At 69.0% G+C, this 16,026-nt stretch carries 21 protein-coding genes; 4 read left to right on the top strand and 17 right to left on the bottom strand.

What is annotated here, in order from left to right; translation table 11 throughout:
• Positions 1-11 precede the first annotated feature (11 nt).
• The 4 genes from msrB to J7495_RS16525 form a co-directional block, all read right to left on the bottom strand.
• Positions 12-500, bottom strand: a complete 489-nt coding sequence (gene msrB / locus J7495_RS16540; RefSeq protein ID WP_294057930.1) for a peptide-methionine (R)-S-oxide reductase MsrB — start codon at positions 498-500, stop codon at positions 12-14.
• A 75-nt stretch (positions 501-575) separates the two neighbouring features.
• Positions 576-1,823, bottom strand: a complete 1,248-nt coding sequence (locus tag J7495_RS16535) for a cytochrome P450 (RefSeq protein ID WP_294057889.1) — start codon at positions 1,821-1,823, stop codon at positions 576-578.
• A 40-nt stretch (positions 1,824-1,863) separates the two neighbouring features.
• The gene (locus tag J7495_RS16530) at positions 1,864-3,102 is read right to left on the bottom strand and encodes an ABC transporter permease (protein WP_294057888.1); all 1,239 of its coding nucleotides are present in this window, start codon (positions 3,100-3,102) and stop codon (positions 1,864-1,866) included.
• A complete protein-coding gene (locus J7495_RS16525; RefSeq protein WP_294057887.1) occupies positions 3,099-4,034 on the bottom strand; it encodes an ATP-binding cassette domain-containing protein in 936 nt (311 codons plus the stop codon). Before J7495_RS16525 ends, J7495_RS16530 begins: the two co-directional genes overlap by 4 nt.
• 41 nt (positions 4,035-4,075) lie before the next feature.
• On the opposite strand from J7495_RS16525, the gene queG reads away from it, so the two are divergent.
• On the top strand, positions 4,076-5,194 hold the full coding sequence (queG, locus tag J7495_RS16520; RefSeq protein ID WP_294057885.1) for a tRNA epoxyqueuosine(34) reductase QueG: 1,119 nt from the start codon (positions 4,076-4,078) through the stop codon (positions 5,192-5,194).
• On the opposite strand, the gene J7495_RS16515 is transcribed toward queG, so the two are convergent.
• From J7495_RS16515 to J7495_RS16505, 3 genes are all read right to left on the bottom strand, one after another.
• The gene (locus J7495_RS16515) at positions 5,187-6,407 is read right to left on the bottom strand and encodes a tetratricopeptide repeat protein (RefSeq protein ID WP_294057884.1); all 1,221 of its coding nucleotides are present in this window, start codon (positions 6,405-6,407) and stop codon (positions 5,187-5,189) included. The two genes, queG and J7495_RS16515, sit on opposite strands and share 8 nt — an antisense overlap.
• Before the next feature lie 70 nt (positions 6,408-6,477).
• A complete protein-coding gene (locus J7495_RS16510; protein ID WP_294057882.1) occupies positions 6,478-6,867 on the bottom strand; it encodes a hypothetical protein in 390 nt (129 codons plus the stop codon).
• Positions 6,864-7,538: an EI24 domain-containing protein gene (locus tag J7495_RS16505; RefSeq protein ID WP_294057881.1), complete on the bottom strand. Its 675-nt coding sequence runs from the start codon at positions 7,536-7,538 to the stop codon at positions 6,864-6,866. The genes J7495_RS16510 and J7495_RS16505 overlap by 4 nt, the downstream gene beginning before the upstream one ends.
• A gap of 56 nt (positions 7,539-7,594) precedes the next feature.
• On the opposite strand from J7495_RS16505, the gene J7495_RS16500 reads away from it, so the two are divergent.
• Positions 7,595-8,593, top strand: a complete 999-nt coding sequence (locus tag J7495_RS16500) for an adenosine kinase (protein ID WP_294057880.1) — start codon at positions 7,595-7,597, stop codon at positions 8,591-8,593.
• A 76-nt stretch (positions 8,594-8,669) separates the two neighbouring features.
• Here the strand turns inward: J7495_RS16500 and J7495_RS16495 are convergent, their stop codons facing one another.
• Positions 8,670-10,199: an amino acid permease gene (locus J7495_RS16495; RefSeq protein WP_294057879.1), complete on the bottom strand. Its 1,530-nt coding sequence runs from the start codon at positions 10,197-10,199 to the stop codon at positions 8,670-8,672.
• A 231-nt stretch (positions 10,200-10,430) separates the two neighbouring features.
• Here J7495_RS16495 and J7495_RS16490 point away from each other — a divergent pair, with 231 nt between their 5' ends.
• Positions 10,431-10,955: a hypothetical protein gene (locus J7495_RS16490; RefSeq protein WP_294057878.1), complete on the top strand. Its 525-nt coding sequence runs from the start codon at positions 10,431-10,433 to the stop codon at positions 10,953-10,955.
• 7 nt (positions 10,956-10,962) lie between these two features.
• Here the strand turns inward: J7495_RS16490 and J7495_RS16485 are convergent, their stop codons facing one another.
• The 9 genes from J7495_RS16485 to hisB all read right to left on the bottom strand — a co-directional run bounded on the left by J7495_RS16485 (position 10,963) and on the right by hisB (position 15,357).
• Positions 10,963-11,340: a histidine triad nucleotide-binding protein gene (locus J7495_RS16485; RefSeq protein WP_294057877.1), complete on the bottom strand. Its 378-nt coding sequence runs from the start codon at positions 11,338-11,340 to the stop codon at positions 10,963-10,965.
• Positions 11,341-11,361: 21 nt separating this feature from the next.
• The gene (locus J7495_RS16480; protein WP_294057876.1) at positions 11,362-11,682 is read right to left on the bottom strand and encodes a phosphoribosyl-ATP diphosphatase; all 321 of its coding nucleotides are present in this window, start codon (positions 11,680-11,682) and stop codon (positions 11,362-11,364) included.
• Between the two features lie 32 nt (positions 11,683-11,714).
• Complete coding sequence (locus J7495_RS16475) at positions 11,715-11,906, bottom strand: hypothetical protein (protein WP_294057875.1); 192 nt, start codon at positions 11,904-11,906, stop codon at positions 11,715-11,717.
• A 70-nt stretch (positions 11,907-11,976) separates the two neighbouring features.
• On the bottom strand, positions 11,977-12,741 hold the full coding sequence (gene hisF / locus J7495_RS16470) for an imidazole glycerol phosphate synthase subunit HisF (RefSeq protein ID WP_294057874.1): 765 nt from the start codon (positions 12,739-12,741) through the stop codon (positions 11,977-11,979).
• Positions 12,738-12,986 (bottom strand): hypothetical protein, encoded by a 249-nt coding sequence (locus J7495_RS16465; protein WP_294057873.1) that lies wholly within the window; start codon positions 12,984-12,986, stop codon positions 12,738-12,740. Before J7495_RS16465 ends, hisF begins: the two co-directional genes overlap by 4 nt.
• Positions 12,983-13,714, bottom strand: coding sequence for a 1-(5-phosphoribosyl)-5-[(5-phosphoribosylamino)methylideneamino]imidazole-4-carboxamide isomerase (gene hisA, locus J7495_RS16460; RefSeq protein ID WP_294057872.1), 732 nt, complete (start codon positions 13,712-13,714; stop codon positions 12,983-12,985). Before hisA ends, J7495_RS16465 begins: the two co-directional genes overlap by 4 nt.
• Before the next feature lie 172 nt (positions 13,715-13,886).
• On the bottom strand, positions 13,887-14,489 hold the full coding sequence (hisH, locus tag J7495_RS16455) for an imidazole glycerol phosphate synthase subunit HisH (protein ID WP_294057871.1): 603 nt from the start codon (positions 14,487-14,489) through the stop codon (positions 13,887-13,889).
• Entirely contained in the window at positions 14,486-14,770 is a 285-nt protein-coding gene (locus J7495_RS16450) for a YciI family protein (protein ID WP_294057869.1), read from the bottom strand. The genes hisH and J7495_RS16450 overlap by 4 nt, the downstream gene beginning before the upstream one ends.
• On the bottom strand, positions 14,770-15,357 hold the full coding sequence (gene hisB, locus J7495_RS16445; RefSeq protein WP_294057868.1) for an imidazoleglycerol-phosphate dehydratase HisB: 588 nt from the start codon (positions 15,355-15,357) through the stop codon (positions 14,770-14,772). Before hisB ends, J7495_RS16450 begins: the two co-directional genes overlap by 1 nt.
• Before the next feature lie 72 nt (positions 15,358-15,429).
• Between hisB and J7495_RS16440 the strand changes: the two genes are divergently transcribed.
• Positions 15,430-15,927, top strand: a complete 498-nt coding sequence (locus J7495_RS16440; RefSeq protein WP_294057866.1) for a ClpXP protease specificity-enhancing factor SspB — start codon at positions 15,430-15,432, stop codon at positions 15,925-15,927.
• Positions 15,928-16,026 lie beyond the last annotated feature (99 nt).

Below are 16,026 nucleotides of genomic sequence, written 5' to 3'. Positions count from 1 at the left end.
CAACGCGGGAGTTACCCCTTCGGCCGGAACGTCAGCGCCACGCCGTTCATGCAATAGCGCTTCCCCGTCGGCTGCGGGCCATCGTCGAAGACATGGCCCAGGTGGCTGCCGCAGCGCCGGCACAGCACTTCGGTGCGGCTCATCCCCAGGCTCGAATCGGTCCGCGTGATCACGGCGTTCCTGAGTGGCGCCCAGAAGCTGGGCCAGCCTGTTCCGCTGTCGAACTTGGTGCTCGACGCGAACAGCGGCAGCGCGCAGCCGCCGCACAAGAAGGTGCCCGTGCGATGCTCCTTGTTGAGCGGGCTGGTGAAGGGATATTCGGTCGCCGCCTGGCGCAGCACGCGATAGGCCTCGGGGCTCAGCCGCTTCTTCCATTCGGCGTCGGTGAGCGTGAACTCGAACTTCGGCAGGGGCCGGCTTTCGCCGGAGCTGCACCCGATCGTCACGGCGACCGCGCCGCCAGCGGCGGCTCCGAGCAGGCTGCGGCGATTGAAGAGCATCATGGTCACTCCATCCATTTGCACGACCCCAGCCAGAGATGGGATCGCCAGCGCCCGGTTGGAAGCCCCGGCCGCTCAGTAGCGCGTCAGCTCCGCGGACATCTTGCGATAGCCGTGGACGAAGCAGGCGGCGACGCGCTCGGGCTCGCCGAGCACGTTCACGCGCAGGCGCCGCTTCGCCATTTCCTCCATCAGGATGCCGATCTGCAATTCGGCGAGCCGCGCGCCGACGCAGCGATGGATGCCATGGCCGAACGAGACGTGCCGCCGCGCATTCTCGCGGTCGACGATCAGCCGGTCGGCCTTGGGGAAGACGCTCTCGTCGCGGTTTGCCGAAATGTACCAGAGCGCGAGCTTGTCGCCCTCGCGGATCTGCTGCCCCATCAGCTCGACGTCCTGCTTGGCGGTGCGGCGCATGTGCGCGAGCGGGGTCTGCCAGCGGATGATCTCCTGGCAGGCATTGCCGATCAGCTCGGGATTGGCCTCGAGCTTGGCGCGCTCCTCGGGGAACTGGCTGAGGCCCCAGGCATAGGCGCTCATCGAGTTGCGCGTCGTGTCGTTGCCGCCGACGATGAGCAGCAGCAGGTTCCCCAGGAACTCCATGTCGTCCATCTCGGACATCGCGTCCGAGTGGATCATCATGGAGATGAGGTCGGGGGTCGGCTCCTTGCCCACCTTGCCCTTCCACAACTGGGTGAAATAGCCCGCACATTCGTAGAGGATCTGGAGGCGCTCGGCCTTTTTCTCGGGATCCTTCGACAGCTCGATGTCGCCCGCCCAGTCGGACCAGAAGGTGAGCTTGCGCCGATCCTCCCAGGGGAAGTCGAACAGGATCGCGAGCATCTGGGTGGTCAGCTCGATCGAAACCTTGTCGACCCAGTCGAACGCCTGCCCGACGGGGAGCGAATCGAGTACTTCGGCGGTGCGCTGGCGGATGTCGGTGCTCATCCGCACCATCTCGCTGGGCGTGAAGGCGGGCGCGATCGTGCGGCGCTGGCCGGTGTGCTTGGGCCGGTCCATCGCGATGAACATCGGCATGCGGATGTCGCCTTCCTGCAGGTCGGCGACGACGATGCCGGTCTCGGACGAATAGATGTCGGGCAGCGATTCGACTTCGACCAGCGGCTTGTAGGCCGAGACCGACCAATAGGCGCCGAACGCGCTGTTCTCGCAGCGATAGACCGGGGCATTGGCGCGCAGCCAGGCGAAGGGCTCGTGCCAGCGGTCGTCGCGATAGAGCTCGGGGCGCGTGACGTCATAGGGATCGACGCCCGACTCAGGGGTTGGCGCTTCCGGGGCCGGTTCACTCGCAAGCGTTGCCATCGCGCTCTCCTTTGCCGAGAAGGAAAGCGCTAATTGACATTTATGTCAATTGCGCGGCGGCCTGTCTGCGGCGCCACAGCTTGGGGCTTTCCGACTTGAGCACGCCGCGGCGGAAGGTCCTGGCGCCCAGCGACACGACGATCCCCACCCACAAGGCCTGCCAGCCGAGCGCGGCGACGTGCGGCCAGATCGAGTCCGAATTGGCGGCGAAACCCACCATCGCCGAGGGCGAGCTGAACGGCAGCACCTTGGCGGCGATCGAGCCCCAGGTCCCTTCGTGCGTGATCGAATAGGTCGATAGCCCGAACAGCGCGAACTGGAAGACCGTCATCGGCAGGCCGAGCAGCTGGATCTCGCGCGGAGTCGAGGCGAGCGCGCCGAGGCTCAGGAATACTGCGCCCAGCAGCATGTACGACATGGTGAAATAGGCGACGAACAGGAGGGGGAAGGCCGGCACGCCGATCGCCGGGGTCAGATTGCTGAGCCCGCTCGCGAATTCGGGAGGCAGCAGCCGGGGCAGGTTTGCGATCATCGTCCCCCAGAAGAGGATGAACAGCACCGCCGAGCCGAACATGCCGATCAGCTTGCCCAGGAACACGCTCTCGAGCGGCACGGCGGCGGCGAGCACTTCGATCACCTTGTTCGATCGCTCCTCGGCCATGGTGCCGACCGCTTGGCTCGACAGCATCAGCGTCAGCACGAAGATGCCGATCACGCCGAAATAGGCGATGCCGGCGCGGCCGCTCGCCGAGGCGCTGCCCTGCTGGACGACCTGGATCTCGGGCGCACTCTGCCGCGCGGTGCTGCCGAGCTTGCGCGCGCGCTGCGACTGTTCGGCGAGCTGGGTGAGGTAGCGCACGTCGGCGCCCGCGCGCGGGGTGCGCAGGATCACCGGCTGCTCGAGCGGGCCGTAGAGCACTGCGGAGACTTCGTGCTTGTCCTTGCCGAACAGGCCGTGCGCCTGCGCCGAGACGTTGGCGCCGGGCGAATCGATGCGGAGGATCGGCGGCGCGTCGCCCGACGGGAAGATCAGCCGGAGCTGGCGGTCGGTCTCGGCGATGATCATCGCGTCGCGGGGCGAGGCGATGACGACGAGGCGCTTGTTCGCTTCGCCGCTGGTCGCCGCCGACTGGCCCGCAAGGCCGCCGACGATGCCGAAGCCGATCATCAGCACCGGGGTCAGCAGGAACAGCAGGAACATCGGGGTGAACACGGTCGAGGTGAAATCGCGCCGCGCGATGGTGAGGGTCTGGCGGAGGAAGCGCAGGAAGTTGCTCATGCCAGTTCCTCCGGCTCGGCTTCGGGCTCGCCGCCCTGCTGGCCGACGATCCGCATGAAGGCGTCGTGCAGCCCCGGCCGCTCGATCGACAGGCCCGAGATGCCGTAGCCCGCGTCGATCAGCTTCACGAGCATCGCTTCGATCCCCTCGCCCGGCACGGTGAAGCGCCACCCGCCGTTATCGACCTCCGCGTCGGCGGGGAGCAGCGCGCGCAGTCCTTCGTCCGAATGGTGCGGGGTGTAGCGCGCCTTGAGCGGCAGCGTCGCGCGCGCATCGTCGACGGTGCCTTCGAAGCGCACCCGCCCGCCCGCGATGATCGACAGCCGGTCGCACAGCCGCTCGGCATGCGCCATCACATGGGTGGAAAAGAGCACGGTCGCGCCGCGGTCGCGCTGGGCGAGGATCAGCGCCTCGAGCCGCTCCTGGTTCACGGGATCGAGCCCCGAGAAGGGCTCGTCGAGCACGAGCAGCTCGGGCTCGTGCACGATCGAGCCGAGCAGCTGGACGATCTGCGCCATGCCCTTGGAGAGCTTGCGGATCTTCTGCTCGACGGCATGGCCCAGCCCCGCCGCCTCCATCAGCTCGACGGCCCGTTTCCGTCCTTGCGACCAGGGCAGCCCGCGCAGCGCGCCCATGAAGGCGATCGCTTCGCGCGCCTTCATCCCCGGATAGAGGCCGCGCTCCTCGGGGAGATAGCCGACATGGTCGCTGGCTTCGCGCGGGCGCTCGCGGCCGAGCAGCACGCGCTGGCCCTCGTCGGGCTCGATGATGCCGAGCACCATGCGCAGCGTCGTGGTCTTGCCCGCGCCGTTGGGCCCGAGCACGCCATAAATCTGTCCACGCGAGACCGAGATGTCGACCCCATCCACGACGCGCCGCTCGCCGAACCGTTTGACGAGTCCCGTGGCGCTGACGGCCAATACGCTGCTCAAACAGGGTCCCTCCGTTACGAGCGATCTGGTAGCGGGTGCGCGTGGCGCAAGACAAGCCATTGGAAGGCCTAATCCGGGCCAAAGCTGCCGAATTGGGATTCGCGGCGTGCGGAATCGCGCGCGCCGACGCCGCACCGGCGACGGGCGCGCGGCTGAGGCAATGGCTCGAGGAGGGCCGCCACGGCTCGATGATCTGGATGGAGGAGCGCGCCGATCACCGCGCGAGCCCCGCCGGCCTCTGGCCCGAGGTCCGCTCGGTGATCGCGCTCGGGATGAGCTATGCCCCCGCGCACGATCCGCTGGCGCTGGCCGAGGTCGGCGAGCGCGGCCGCATCTCGGTCTATGCCCAGGGGCAGGACTATCACGACGTGGTCAAGAAGGCGCTCAAGGCGCTCGGCCGCTGGCTCGCCGAGACGGCGCCGGCGCCCTTGAAGGTGTTCGTCGATACGGCGCCGGTGATGGAGAAGCCGCTCGCCGAGGCGGCGGGGCTGGGCTGGCAGGGCAAGCACACCAACCTCGTCAGCCGCAGCCACGGCAGCTGGCTGTTCCTCGGCGCGATCTATACCACGCTGGACCTGGCTCCCGACGCGCCCGGCCGCGATCGCTGCGGGAATTGCACCGCCTGCCAGGGAGCCTGCCCGACCGACGCCTTCCCGGCGCCCTACCGCCTCGATGCGCGGCGCTGCATCTCGTACCTCACGATCGAGCACAGGGGCGCGATCCCGCGCGAGTTCCGCGAAGGGATCGGCAACCGCATCTACGGTTGCGACGATTGCCTGGCGGTCTGCCCGTGGAACAAGTTCGCCAGCGCTGCCCAGGCGAACCTCGCCTTCGCAGCCCGCGCCGAGCTCGCCGCGCCGGAGCTTCGCGACTTGCTGGCGCTGGACGAGGCCGCGTTCCGCCAGGTCTTCTCCGGCTCGCCGATCAAGCGGATCGGCCGCGACCGGATGGTGCGCAATTGCCTGGTCGCCGCGGGCAACAGCGGCAGCGCGGCGCTCGTCCCGGTGGTGGCGGGGCTGCTAGACGATCCTGCGCCCGAGGTCCGGGGCGCGGCAGTCTGGGCACTCAAGCGGCTCGATCCGGCCCGTTCGGAAGCGGAGCGGGCGACGCGTGCCGCCGGCGAGACCGACCCGGCAGTGCTAGACGAATGGCTCATTTGAGCTCCGCGAGCATCTCCCTGGCCTCTTCATTGCCGCGAAGCGCCGCCTTGCGTGTCCATTTGAGCGCATATGCGTCGCTCTTGGGCAAGCCGACACCGTCGTGGAGCCGCCACGCATAATCGATCGCCGCTTTGCCGTCGCCGTTCAGCCCGGCGAGCCGCAGATAATAGCTCGACTGCGAGAGATCGATCTCCACATACAGCGCGTCCTTGGGGCTGCCGCGTTTGGCGCGCCGCGTCTCGATATCGCGCTTCCAGCGCTCGACCGAGGCTGAAAATTCCTCCGGCGGTTTCTCCGGCAGCTCGAAATTGTCGTGATAGACCTTGGAGAGCAGCCGCGCCGCCTGCACGTTGCCGCCCTGCGCCGCGCGCTGGTAGAAGCCGAGCGACGCCGGGCCGTCGAGCGGCACGTCGAGGCCGAAGCGATAGGCGTTGGCGAGCTTCATCATCGCCTCGACGTTCCCCTTCGCCGCCAGCGAGCGCCAGATCTGGATGGCGCGCGCGGGATCGCGCCCGGGAAAGGTGTAGAAACTGTCCGAATGCATTCGCGCCAGCTCGGCGCCCGCGCGCTGGTCGCCCGCGGCATAGCCGCGCTCGAGCCATTGAGCAGCCTGCACCTGGTCGTTCTTCACGCCGCGATAATAGAGGCCGAGGGCGGTCATCCCATCGGCATTGCCCTTCGCCGCCTCGGCCTGCGCCTTCGCGACCAGAGCGGCGGCCTCCTGCTCGACCTCGGCGGGGGTCTTCGCCTTTTGCGGCGGTGCGGGCGGGCAGCCATAGGTCTCGGGCGAGCGGATCTGCGCGCATGCCCCGGCGTTCGAGACCGTCAGCCGATAGGCGCCGGTGCCGGGAACGTCGACGGTGCCGACGGCGATCTGCACCCGCGCCGGCTTGGCCAGGACCATCATCGCCATCGAATTGGGGTTCGATTGGCCGAAGATGTCGTCATAGACGCGCGGCGGGGCCTGGAACGCCCCGTTCGCGGGCAGCTCGAGCGCGGCGTCGAAGTCGGTCGAGCGGAGCTCGATCTTGTAGACGATCCCGGGCTTGGCGTCGAAGCTCCAAATGTCGCGATAGGAGCCAAAACGGTCCCTGGCGTCGCCGGGCTCGAGCCGGCCCGCCGCCTCCTGGTCGAGCACCGCCAGTTGCTGAGCGCCCGCCGCCTGCGGAACGAGCATCGCCGCGGCCAGGAGCATCGCCTTCGCTTTGGTCACCGATTCCCCCCGGCCCTGGAATCCCTGGGCAAGGTGTAGCAAGCCATTTCGCCGAAGCAATAAACTCGGTTCAGCGCCCGCCCAGCGTCGCGATGCACGCGCCGGCTTCGGCCGGGCGGCCGTCACGCAGCCGCGCGTCGTAATGCGTCGCCACCGCGTCGCCGCGCCCACGCGGGTAGAGGTAGACGTCGAGCACGCAGGCGCTGCCGGCGAACTGGAGCTTGCGGCCCTTGCCTTCCTGCACGTCGAGCCGCGGCTGGCCATAGGCGGCGATCAGCGCGCGGGCGCTCTGGCCGGGGATCACGCCGGGGTTGGCGCGCGGCGGCGCCTCGGCATAAGGGCCGCTCACCCGCGCCGGCACGGCGACCGGCGGGGCCGGCAGGTGCGCGGGCCGCGCGACTTCGCCTTCGCCGCAGCTGGCGAGCAGCAGCAGCGCGGGCAGGGCGGGCGCCAGCCTCAAGCGCGCCGTCCCTGGTGAAAGGCATGCGCCGCCATCGCCGCGCCGAGGATCGGCGCGATCAGGTTCACCACCGGCACGAGCAGCAGCGCGGTGCCGACTGCGCCCACGCCCAGCCGGCGGAGGCGCGTGCGGCGGCGCCACTGGGGCAGGTCGGCTTCGGGCATGTGACGCACGGCGACCATGTCGCCGAAATCCTTGCCGAGGAGCCAGGCGTTTACGACGAAGAACACCACCGGCGCGGCGAAATTGGCGACGAGATAGAGCGGCGAGAACAGGATGTTGTAGCCGATCGCGCGCAACCCGCTGCGCAGCCCCATCGCGAGCGATCGGTGGAACGGGACCTTGCGCACGCTCGCGAAGGCGGCCGGATAGCGCCGCTTCTCGACCGCCTCGACCACTTCGTCGGCGAAGATCCCCACCACGGCGATCGCGATCGCGCGGAAGAGCAGCCAGTGCGCGAAGATGATCACCACGATCGTGACGATGTCGGCGAAGGCGCCGCTGCCGTAGCCGGCACCGAAGACCTGCGCCGCCGCCCAGTGCAGCCCGAAATAGAGCCCGACGCCGAGACCCGCGAACAGCAGCAGGGTGAGCAGCAGCGACTTCAGGAAGACGCCGGCCACGCGCATGTCGAACAAGTCGCCCAGCGACAGGAAGAATGCCTGGATCATTGCGCTCTCCTTTGCCTGTCCCTAGGGCGTCCGCGCAACCCAAGGGGAGTTTAGAATTGGCCGCACCCACCTATGACGTCGTCGCGATCGGCAACGCGATCGTCGACATCCTGGCCCAGGCCGATGACGCTTTCATCGTCGCCGAAGGCATGACCAAGGGCTCGATGCAGCTGATGTTCTCGCCGGCCGACGCCGATGCGCTCTATGCCAAGATGGGTCCGGGCCGCGAAGTCTCGGGCGGGTCGGCGGCGAATACCGTCGCGGGGATCGCCGCGCTCGGCGGGCGCTGCGGCTTCATCGGCCAGGTGGCGGACGACCAGCTCGGCGAAGTCTTCGCGCACGACATCCGGGCGGCGGGCGTCGACTTCGGCACCGCGACGCGCGCGGGCGAGCCGACCACCGCGCGCTGCCTGATCTTCGTCACGCCCGACGGGCAGCGGACGATGAACACCTTCCTCGGCGCCTCGCAGTTCCTCCCCGCGAGCGCGCTCGACCTCGACCTCATCCGCAGCGGCGCGATCCTCTATCTCGAAGGCTATCTCTGGGACCCCGAGGAGCCGCGCGCCGCGATGCGCAAGGCGATCCAGGTCGCGCGCGAGGCGGGGCGCAAGGTCGCCTTCACTTTGTCCGACGTCTTCTGCATCTCGCGCCACGGCGGCGACTTCCGCACGCTGATCGAGGACGGGCTGATCGACATCCTCTTCGCCAACGAGAGCGAGCTGCTCGCGCTGTGCGAGCATGAGGAATTCGAGGCGGCGGTGGCGCACATCCACGGCAAGGTGCCGGTGCTGGTGGTGACGCGCAGCGAGAAGGGCGCGATGGCGCTGGTCGGCGCCGAGCGTGTCGAGGTCCCGGCCGAGCCGGTCTCGAAGGTGGTCGACACCACGGGCGCCGGCGACCTGTTCGCCGCGGGCTTCCTCCACGGCCAGGCGCAGGGGATGAGCGTCGAACAGTCGCTCCGCCTGGGCGCGATCTGCGCGGGGGAGATCATCCAGCACTACGGTGCCCGCGCCGAGAAGGACCTGAAGGCGCTCGCCGCCGAACGGCTGGGCTGAGCGGATCCTCTCGCAACCGACAAAAAAAGGGCCGGGGGAAACCCCGGCCCTTTTGCTTTGTCCGAAGCGCTCGGCCTCAGGGCTGCTCGCCCACCGGCGCGGGGAACTCGCCCATGTCGGGACCCGAATCCTGGCCCTCGCCATGCTGGAGGTTCGAGAAATGGAACCCATAGGCGAAGTAGAGCACCACCGCGATCCCCATGTAGATGAGGAAGAAGCGCAGCACGTTCCACGGCACGGTCGAGATCAGATAGGCGCACGACAGGATGCCGAGGATCGGCAGCACCGGATAGAGCGGCACCGAGAAGCCGCGCGGCAGGTCGGGCGCCGAGCGGCGCAGGTAGATCACCGAGAGGCAGACGATCGCGAAGGCCGCGAGCGTGCCGACCGAGGTGGCGTCGCCGAGCAGGTTGATGTCGAAGAAGCCCGCGGCGACCGCGGTGATCAGGCCGACCAGCACGGTGTTGAGCGCCGGCGTCTTGAACTTCGGATGGACGTGGCTGAACACCTTGGGCAGCAGCCCGTCGCGCGCCATCGTGTAGAAGATGCGCGTCTGGGCGTACATCAGCACGAGCACCACCGAGGTGAGGCCGACGATCGCGCCGACCTTGATCACCTTGGCGAGCCAGCCCCAGGTCGGGCCGAAATGGTCGACCACCACCGCGACCGGATCGGGCACGTTGAGCGAGGCGTAGGGCACCAGCAGCGTCATGATCGCCGCGACGAGCATGTAGATCACGGTGCAGACGACCAGCGAGCCGATGATGCCGAAGGGCATGTCGCGCTTCGGGTCCTTCGATTCCTGGCCTGCGGTCGAGACCGCCTCGAAGCCGATATAGGCGAAGAACACGATCGAGGCGGCGCGCATGATGCCGTCGACGCCGAACTTGCCGTCGCCCTGCGCGGGGGGGATGAAGGGCACCCAGTTCTTCGCGGCGAGCTCGCCGAAATGGGTGATCACGATCAGCCCGCCGACGACGATGAACGCCGTGAGCACCCCCACCTTGATCGCGACGATGACGTTGTTGACCTTGGCCGATTCGGACACGCCGACCACGAGCAGCGCGGCGAGCGCGACGCAGATCAGGAAGGCGGGCAGGTTGAACACGGTGGTGACGGTATGGCCGTCGACCAGCACCGGGGCGCCGTCCTTCATCAGCGTATAGCCGCTGGGGCCGGTCAGCGCCGCGGGGATGTGGAGGCCGAAGTCGTTCAGCAGGCTGACGACATAGCCTGCCCAGCCGACCGCGACCACCGACGCGGCAAGGCCATATTCGAGGAGCAGCAGCGCGCCCATGATCCAGGCGACGAACTCGCCCAGCGTGGTGTAGCCATAGGTGTAGGCCGAGCCGGAGACCGGCAGCGTCGAGGAGAGCTCGGCATAGCAGAGGCCGGCGAAGGCGCAGACGATGCCCGCGACGACGAAGGAGAGCAGCACCGCCGGGCCCGCATGGAGCGCCGCGGCGCTGCCGGTCCGTACGAAGATGCCCGCGCCGATGATGCAGCCCACGCCCAGCAGGAGCAGGTTCCACTTGCCGAGCGTGCGCTTGAGCTCGCTGGACTCGGTCTCGCGCTGGACCTGCGCAATCGATTTCCGCGCGAACATCCGCGCTAGAAAGCCTCGTTTGGGTGCTGCTGATGCCATCAAGAATCCCCCTCGGCCGGGGCCGCGCCCCGGTAGCAATGGTAATGGCGAGCGAACCTAGCCGCAAAACGGGGAGGCGCAATAGGCTAAGCGCCGCGCGCGCCGAGGCGGGCTGCACCGTTTCTCCTCGGCGCGCGGATCAGGGGTGCATCGCGCGCGGGCATGGGTGAGGCTCGGTCACGGAGGTTGGGCATGAATCGGTGGAGAATGATGGGCTGGGGCGCCGCCGCGGGGCTTCTCGCATTGCCGCTGGCGGCGATGCAGGTCACGCGCGAGGTGGACTGGGGCGTCGAGGACTTCCTCGTCTTCGGCACGATGATCCTCGCGGCCGGCGTCGCGCTTGAGCTGGCGCTGCGCGCGAGCGGCAATCCCGCCTATCGGCTGGGCGCTGCCGTCGCGGTGGCGGGGGCATTCCTGCTGGTCTGGGCCAATCTCGCGGTCGGCTTCATCGGCGAGCCGGCCGACCCGCTGAACCTGATCTTCGCGGGCGTGCTTGCGGTGGGGATCGGCGCGGCGGGGGCGGCGCGGTTCCGCGCGGCGGGCATGGCCGTGGCGATGGCGGCGACCGCAGGCGCCCAGGCGCTGACCGCGCTCGCCATGATCGGGCACGAGCCCCGGCTCTTCGCGATCGACGGCGCCTTCGTCGCGATCTGGCTGGTCTCGGCCGCGCTGTTCCGAAAGGCGGCGCGCGACGAGGGCGTGGCCCGCCTCGCGTGAGCGCCGCCTAGCGCGCCAGCATCGGCCCGAGCGGGCGGCCGGCGAAGATGTGCACGTGGAGGTGCGGCACTTCCTGATGGCCGTCGAGCCCGGCGTTGGCGAGCAGCCGATAGCCCGGCGCGACGAAGCCCGCGTCTCGCGCGACCTGCCCGACCGCGCGGACGAAGCCGGCGATCTCGGCGTCCGAGGCCTTGGCGCTGAAATCGTCCCACGAGACGTACGGCCCCTTGGGGATCACCAGGATATGGTGCGGCGCCTGCGGATTGATGTCGTGGAAGGCGAGCGCGAACTCGTCCTCATGCACTTTCTTCGACGGGATCTCGCCGCGCAGGATCTTCGCGAAGACATTCTGGTCGTCGTACGGCTGGGTGGCGTCGATGGGCATCGGGATCTCCGCTTGGAAGGATCAGTCCGGGTCGGTCCGCGCGGCCTTTTCGGCGAGGCCCGACAGCCCCTCGCGGCGGAGGAGCTCGGCGCGGACGTCGTCGAGGCTGAGGCCCGCGTCGACCAGCAGCACGAGCAAGTGGAAGACGAGGTCGGCCGCCTCGCCGGTGAGTGCTGCGGGATCGTCGCCCATCGCGGCGATCACGGTCTCGACCGCTTCCTCGCCGAGCTTCTGCGCGATCTTGCCGCGGCCGCGGTGGAAGAGCTTGGCGACGTAGGATTCGGACGGATCGGCGCCGCGGCGTTCGCGGATGACGGCTTCGAGGGCGGCGAGCGAGTCCATGGCGCTCCGGCTGCGGGAGCCGGAGTCCGAAGTCAATCCTCCTGGCTGCGCCGGAAGCGCGCGCGCATCGCTCGGCGGACCCACCAGATGCCTCCCGCAGCGATCGCGGCGAGCGCGAGGTCCGAGAGCTCGGGCATCGAGCGATGCCCCGCCACACCGGTGTGTGCAGGCTCCTCGGCGATGGCGGGCGCGGCGAGCAGCAGGGCGAGGGCGATGCGGAGCATGGCGGGAGGATAGGCGAGGGGGCTGGCGATTTGGTTAAGTCTCGGGCGTCACGGCCGCAAATCTCAACGGCTATTGAGAGCGAACCGCGATCCCCGCCGCCCGCAGCGCCGCATGCGCTTCGGCGATGCTCGCTTCGCCGAAGTGGAAGATTGAGGCGGCGAGCACCGCCGAGGCATGGCCCTGCACGATCCCCTCGACAAGATGGCGAAGGTTGCCCACCCCGCCCGATGCCACCACCGGCACGGTCACCTGGTCGGCGATCGTGCGGATCAACTCGAGGTCGTAGCCGTCGCGCGTGCCGTCGCGGTCCATCGAGGTGACCAGCAGCTCGCCCGCGCCGAGCCGCGCGAGGCCCAGCGCATGCGAGACTGCGTCGATCCCCGTCGCGCGCCGCCCGCCGTGGGTGAAGACTTCCCAGCGGCCCTCGCCGATCCGCCGCGCATCGACCGAGGCGACGACGCACTGGCTGCCCATCCGGTCCGCGATCTCCGCCACCACTTCGGGCCGCGCCACCGCAGCCGAGTTGACCGCGACCTTGTCCGCCCCCGCGAGCAGCAGCGCACGCGCATCCTCCACCGTGCGCACGCCGCCGCCGACGGTGAGCGGCATGAAGCACACCTCGGCCGTCCGCCGCACCACGTCGAGGATCGTGCCGCGCGCCTCATGGCTCGCGGTGATGTCGAGGAAGCAGAGCTCGTCGGCCCCTGCCGCGTCATAGGCGCGCGCCTGCTCGACCGGATCGCCCGCGTCGCGCAGCTCGACGAAGTTGACGCCCTTCACGACGCGCCCTTCGGCGACGTCGAGGCAGGGGATGACGCGCGCGCGGACGGTCATCCGATGTGGTCCGGCCGGATCAGGATGAGGATGCCGACGACGACCAGCAGCGCGATCAGCGCGACGTTGACCGCGGTGGAAACCCAGAAGCCCGTCGGGCTCGCCGCCCGGTCGAACTGCCATTGCCTGACGATGCTGGGCGACAGCCAGAAGCGCGAGCGGCCCTGGCGGAAATCGCTCTGGGTGATGAACGCGCCCGGAATCACGACTGCGAGCATCAGCAGCGCGGCGAGATGCGCGCTCATGCCGCCGCCACCCGGATCGCTTCGCCGAGGTCGAGCCGCCCATCGTACAGCGCCCTGCCCGTGATCACGCCCTCGATCCCGTCGGCGACATGCGGCGCGAGCGCGTGGATGTCCTCGATCCCGCTCACCCCGCCGCTGGCGATCACCGGGATGCCCGCGGCCTTCGCGAGCGCCACCGTCGCCTCGACGTTGCAGCCCTTGAGCAGACCGTCGCGGCCGACGTCGGTGAACAGCAGCGCCGCGACGCCCGCATCCTCGAAGCGCCTGGCCAGTTCGGTGACGCTGACGCTCGACACATCGGCCCAGCCGCGTGTCGCGACCATGCCGTCGCGCGCATCGACCGCCACCACGATCCGCCCCCGATTGTCGCGCGCCGCCGCGTGGACCAGCTCGGGGTTCTCGAGCGCCGCGGTGCCGATCACCACGCGCGCGACGCCGAGGTCGAGCCAGCGCTCGATCGAATCGCGGTTGCGGATCCCGCCGCCGAGCTGGACCTTGCCGCCGAAGCGCTCGAGGATGGCCGCGACCGCCGGGCCGTTGACCGATTCGCCCGCGAAGGCGCCGTCGAGGTCGACGACGTGGAGCCATTCGGCGCCGGCGTTCCGGAACAGCTCGGCCTGTGCAGCGGGGTCGTCGCCATAGACGGTGGCGCGGTCCATGTCGCCCTCGGCCAGGCGCACGACCTGACCGGCCTTGAGATCGATCGCGGGGAAGATGATCAAGGCCATTAAATCCTCCCCTGCGCAGCAGGGGAGGGGGACCGCCGAAGGCGGTGGAGGGGCCGCGCCGAAGGCGCGGGAGCCGCTTTCAGTTCAGCACAAGCGCCGCTTCGCGGCACCCCTCCACCATGCTTCGCATGGTCCCCCTCCCCCAGCAAGCTGGGGGAGGATTTAAGAAGGTTCAGGGCCGCCATTGCAGGAACCTCTCCAGCAGCGCGATGCCGTAGCGCTGGCTCTTCTCGGGGTGGAACTGGACGCCGGCGAGGTTGCCGCGGCCGATCGCGGCGGTCAGCGCGCCGCCATGGTCGGTGGTCGCAAGCACGTCCTCGCCTTCGAAGGCGAAGCTGTGGAGGAAATAGGCCTCGCCGGGCTCGATCAGCGGATGATCGGCGAGGGGGACGACGTCGTTCCAGCCCATGTGAGGCACGCGCACGGCCTCCGACGGACGAATCGCGCGCACGCTCCCCTTGATCCAGCCGAGCCCGGGGTGGGTGCCGAACTCCTCGCCGGTCTCGGCCATCAGCTGCATGCCGACGCACACGCCGAGGAACGGCGCACCGCGCTCGAGCACGCGCTCCTCGATCGCCGCGACCATGCCGGGGATGCCGCGCAGCCCGCCCGCGCAGGCCGCGAAGGCGCCGACGCCGGGGAGCACGACTCGGTCCGCGCGAAGCACGACCTCGGGATCGGCAGTCACCGTGACGTCGCGCGCGCCCGCCGCCTTCAGCGCATTGTGGACCGAGTGGAGATTGCCCGCGCCATAGTCGATCAGCGCGATGCTCATGCGGTGAGCGCGGCCAGCTCCGGCGCGGCCATCGTCACTTCGATCTCGACGAATTCATAGTCGGCCGCGCCCGCGAGGCGGAAGGGATCGCTCTCGATCCAGGCCTTCGCTTCGTCGACGGTGCCGCGGACCATGAACATGCCGCCGGTCACCGGCACCTTGCGCCCCGCTGCGAGCAGCCGCCCTTCGGCCATGCCCGCCGCCAGCCAGTCGCGATGCGCCGGGCGCAGCTCGAGGATGGTCGCTTCGGAGACTTTGTAGGTCAGCAGCACGAGGATCATCACAGCACGCCCTTGGTGGAGGGGATGGCATCGGCCTTGCGCGGGTCGATCTCGACGGCCTGGCGCAGCGCGCGGGCGAGGCCCTTGAACGCGCTTTCGGCGATATGGTGGTTGTTCGAGCCGTAGAGCGTCTCGACGTGGAGCGTGATCCCGGCGGTCTGCGCGAAGCTGTGGAACCAATGCTCGAACATCTCGGTGTCCATCTCGCCGAGCCGCTTCTGGCTGAACTCGGTCTTGAACACGAGGAACGGCCGCCCGGAGATGTCCACCGCGACTCGCGTGAGCGTCTCGTCCATCGGCGAGAGCGCGTCGGCGTAGCGACGAATGCCCTTCTTGTCGCCGAGCGCCCTGGCCACCGCTTCGCCGATCGCGAGTCCCGTGTCTTCGACCGTGTGGTGCTGGTCGATGTGGAGGTCGCCGACGGTCTTCACGTCGAGGTCGATCAGCGAGTGGCGCGAGAGCTGCTCGAGCATGTGATCGAAGAAGCCGATGCCCGTAGAGACGGTATAGACGCCGGTCCCGTCGAGGTTGACGGTGACGTCGATCGAGGTCTCGCTCGTCTTGCGGCTGACGGTCGCGGTGCGCATCGGCGCCCCACATAGCGGTTCGCCGCGTCCATGCAATCTTGACCGCAGACTAGGACCCGCTAGTCCAGACACATGAGCTCGAGCGTACCCGACAGCCTGATTCCCTATGACGAGATCGTGCAGGAGGCCCTGCGCGCCGTGGTGGGGCGCGTGCTCGGCTCGGTCGCCAAGACCGGCGGGCTGCCCGGCGGGCACCATTTCTACATCACCTTCAAGACGCACGCGCCGGGCGTCGACATCCCGCAGCGGCTGATCGAGCGCTTCCCGGACGAGATGACGATCGTCCTCCAGCATCGCTTCTGGGACCTGAACGTCGACGCCGAGCGCTTTTCGGTGGGGCTGAGCTTCAACCAGGTGCCCGCAACGCTGGTGATTCCCTTCGCGGCGATCACCGGCTTCCACGATCCCGCGGTGAACTTCGAGCTGCGCTTCCAGGCGCAGGAGGGTCCCGACGGCCCCGATCCGGTCGAGGAAGCGGAGAACGACGGTCCGGGCACCGGCAGCACCGGCAAGGGCGGGTCTGACGAAGGCTCGAACGTCGTCTCGGTGGACTTCAAGCGAAAGAAGTGAGCGTTTGTTTGAAAACGCGCGAAGAGCGCGTTTTGAGGCGGCGCCAGCCCGCTCCCCCTCTCGGCCACCCATAGAATACACTGTCGTTGGGTGGCCGGG

This window comes from Sphingomonas sp., assembly GCF_017745215.1.
Lineage (GTDB): Bacteria > Pseudomonadota > Alphaproteobacteria > Sphingomonadales > Sphingomonadaceae > Sphingomonas.
This window is presented reverse-complemented; position numbering and strand designations above follow the sequence as displayed.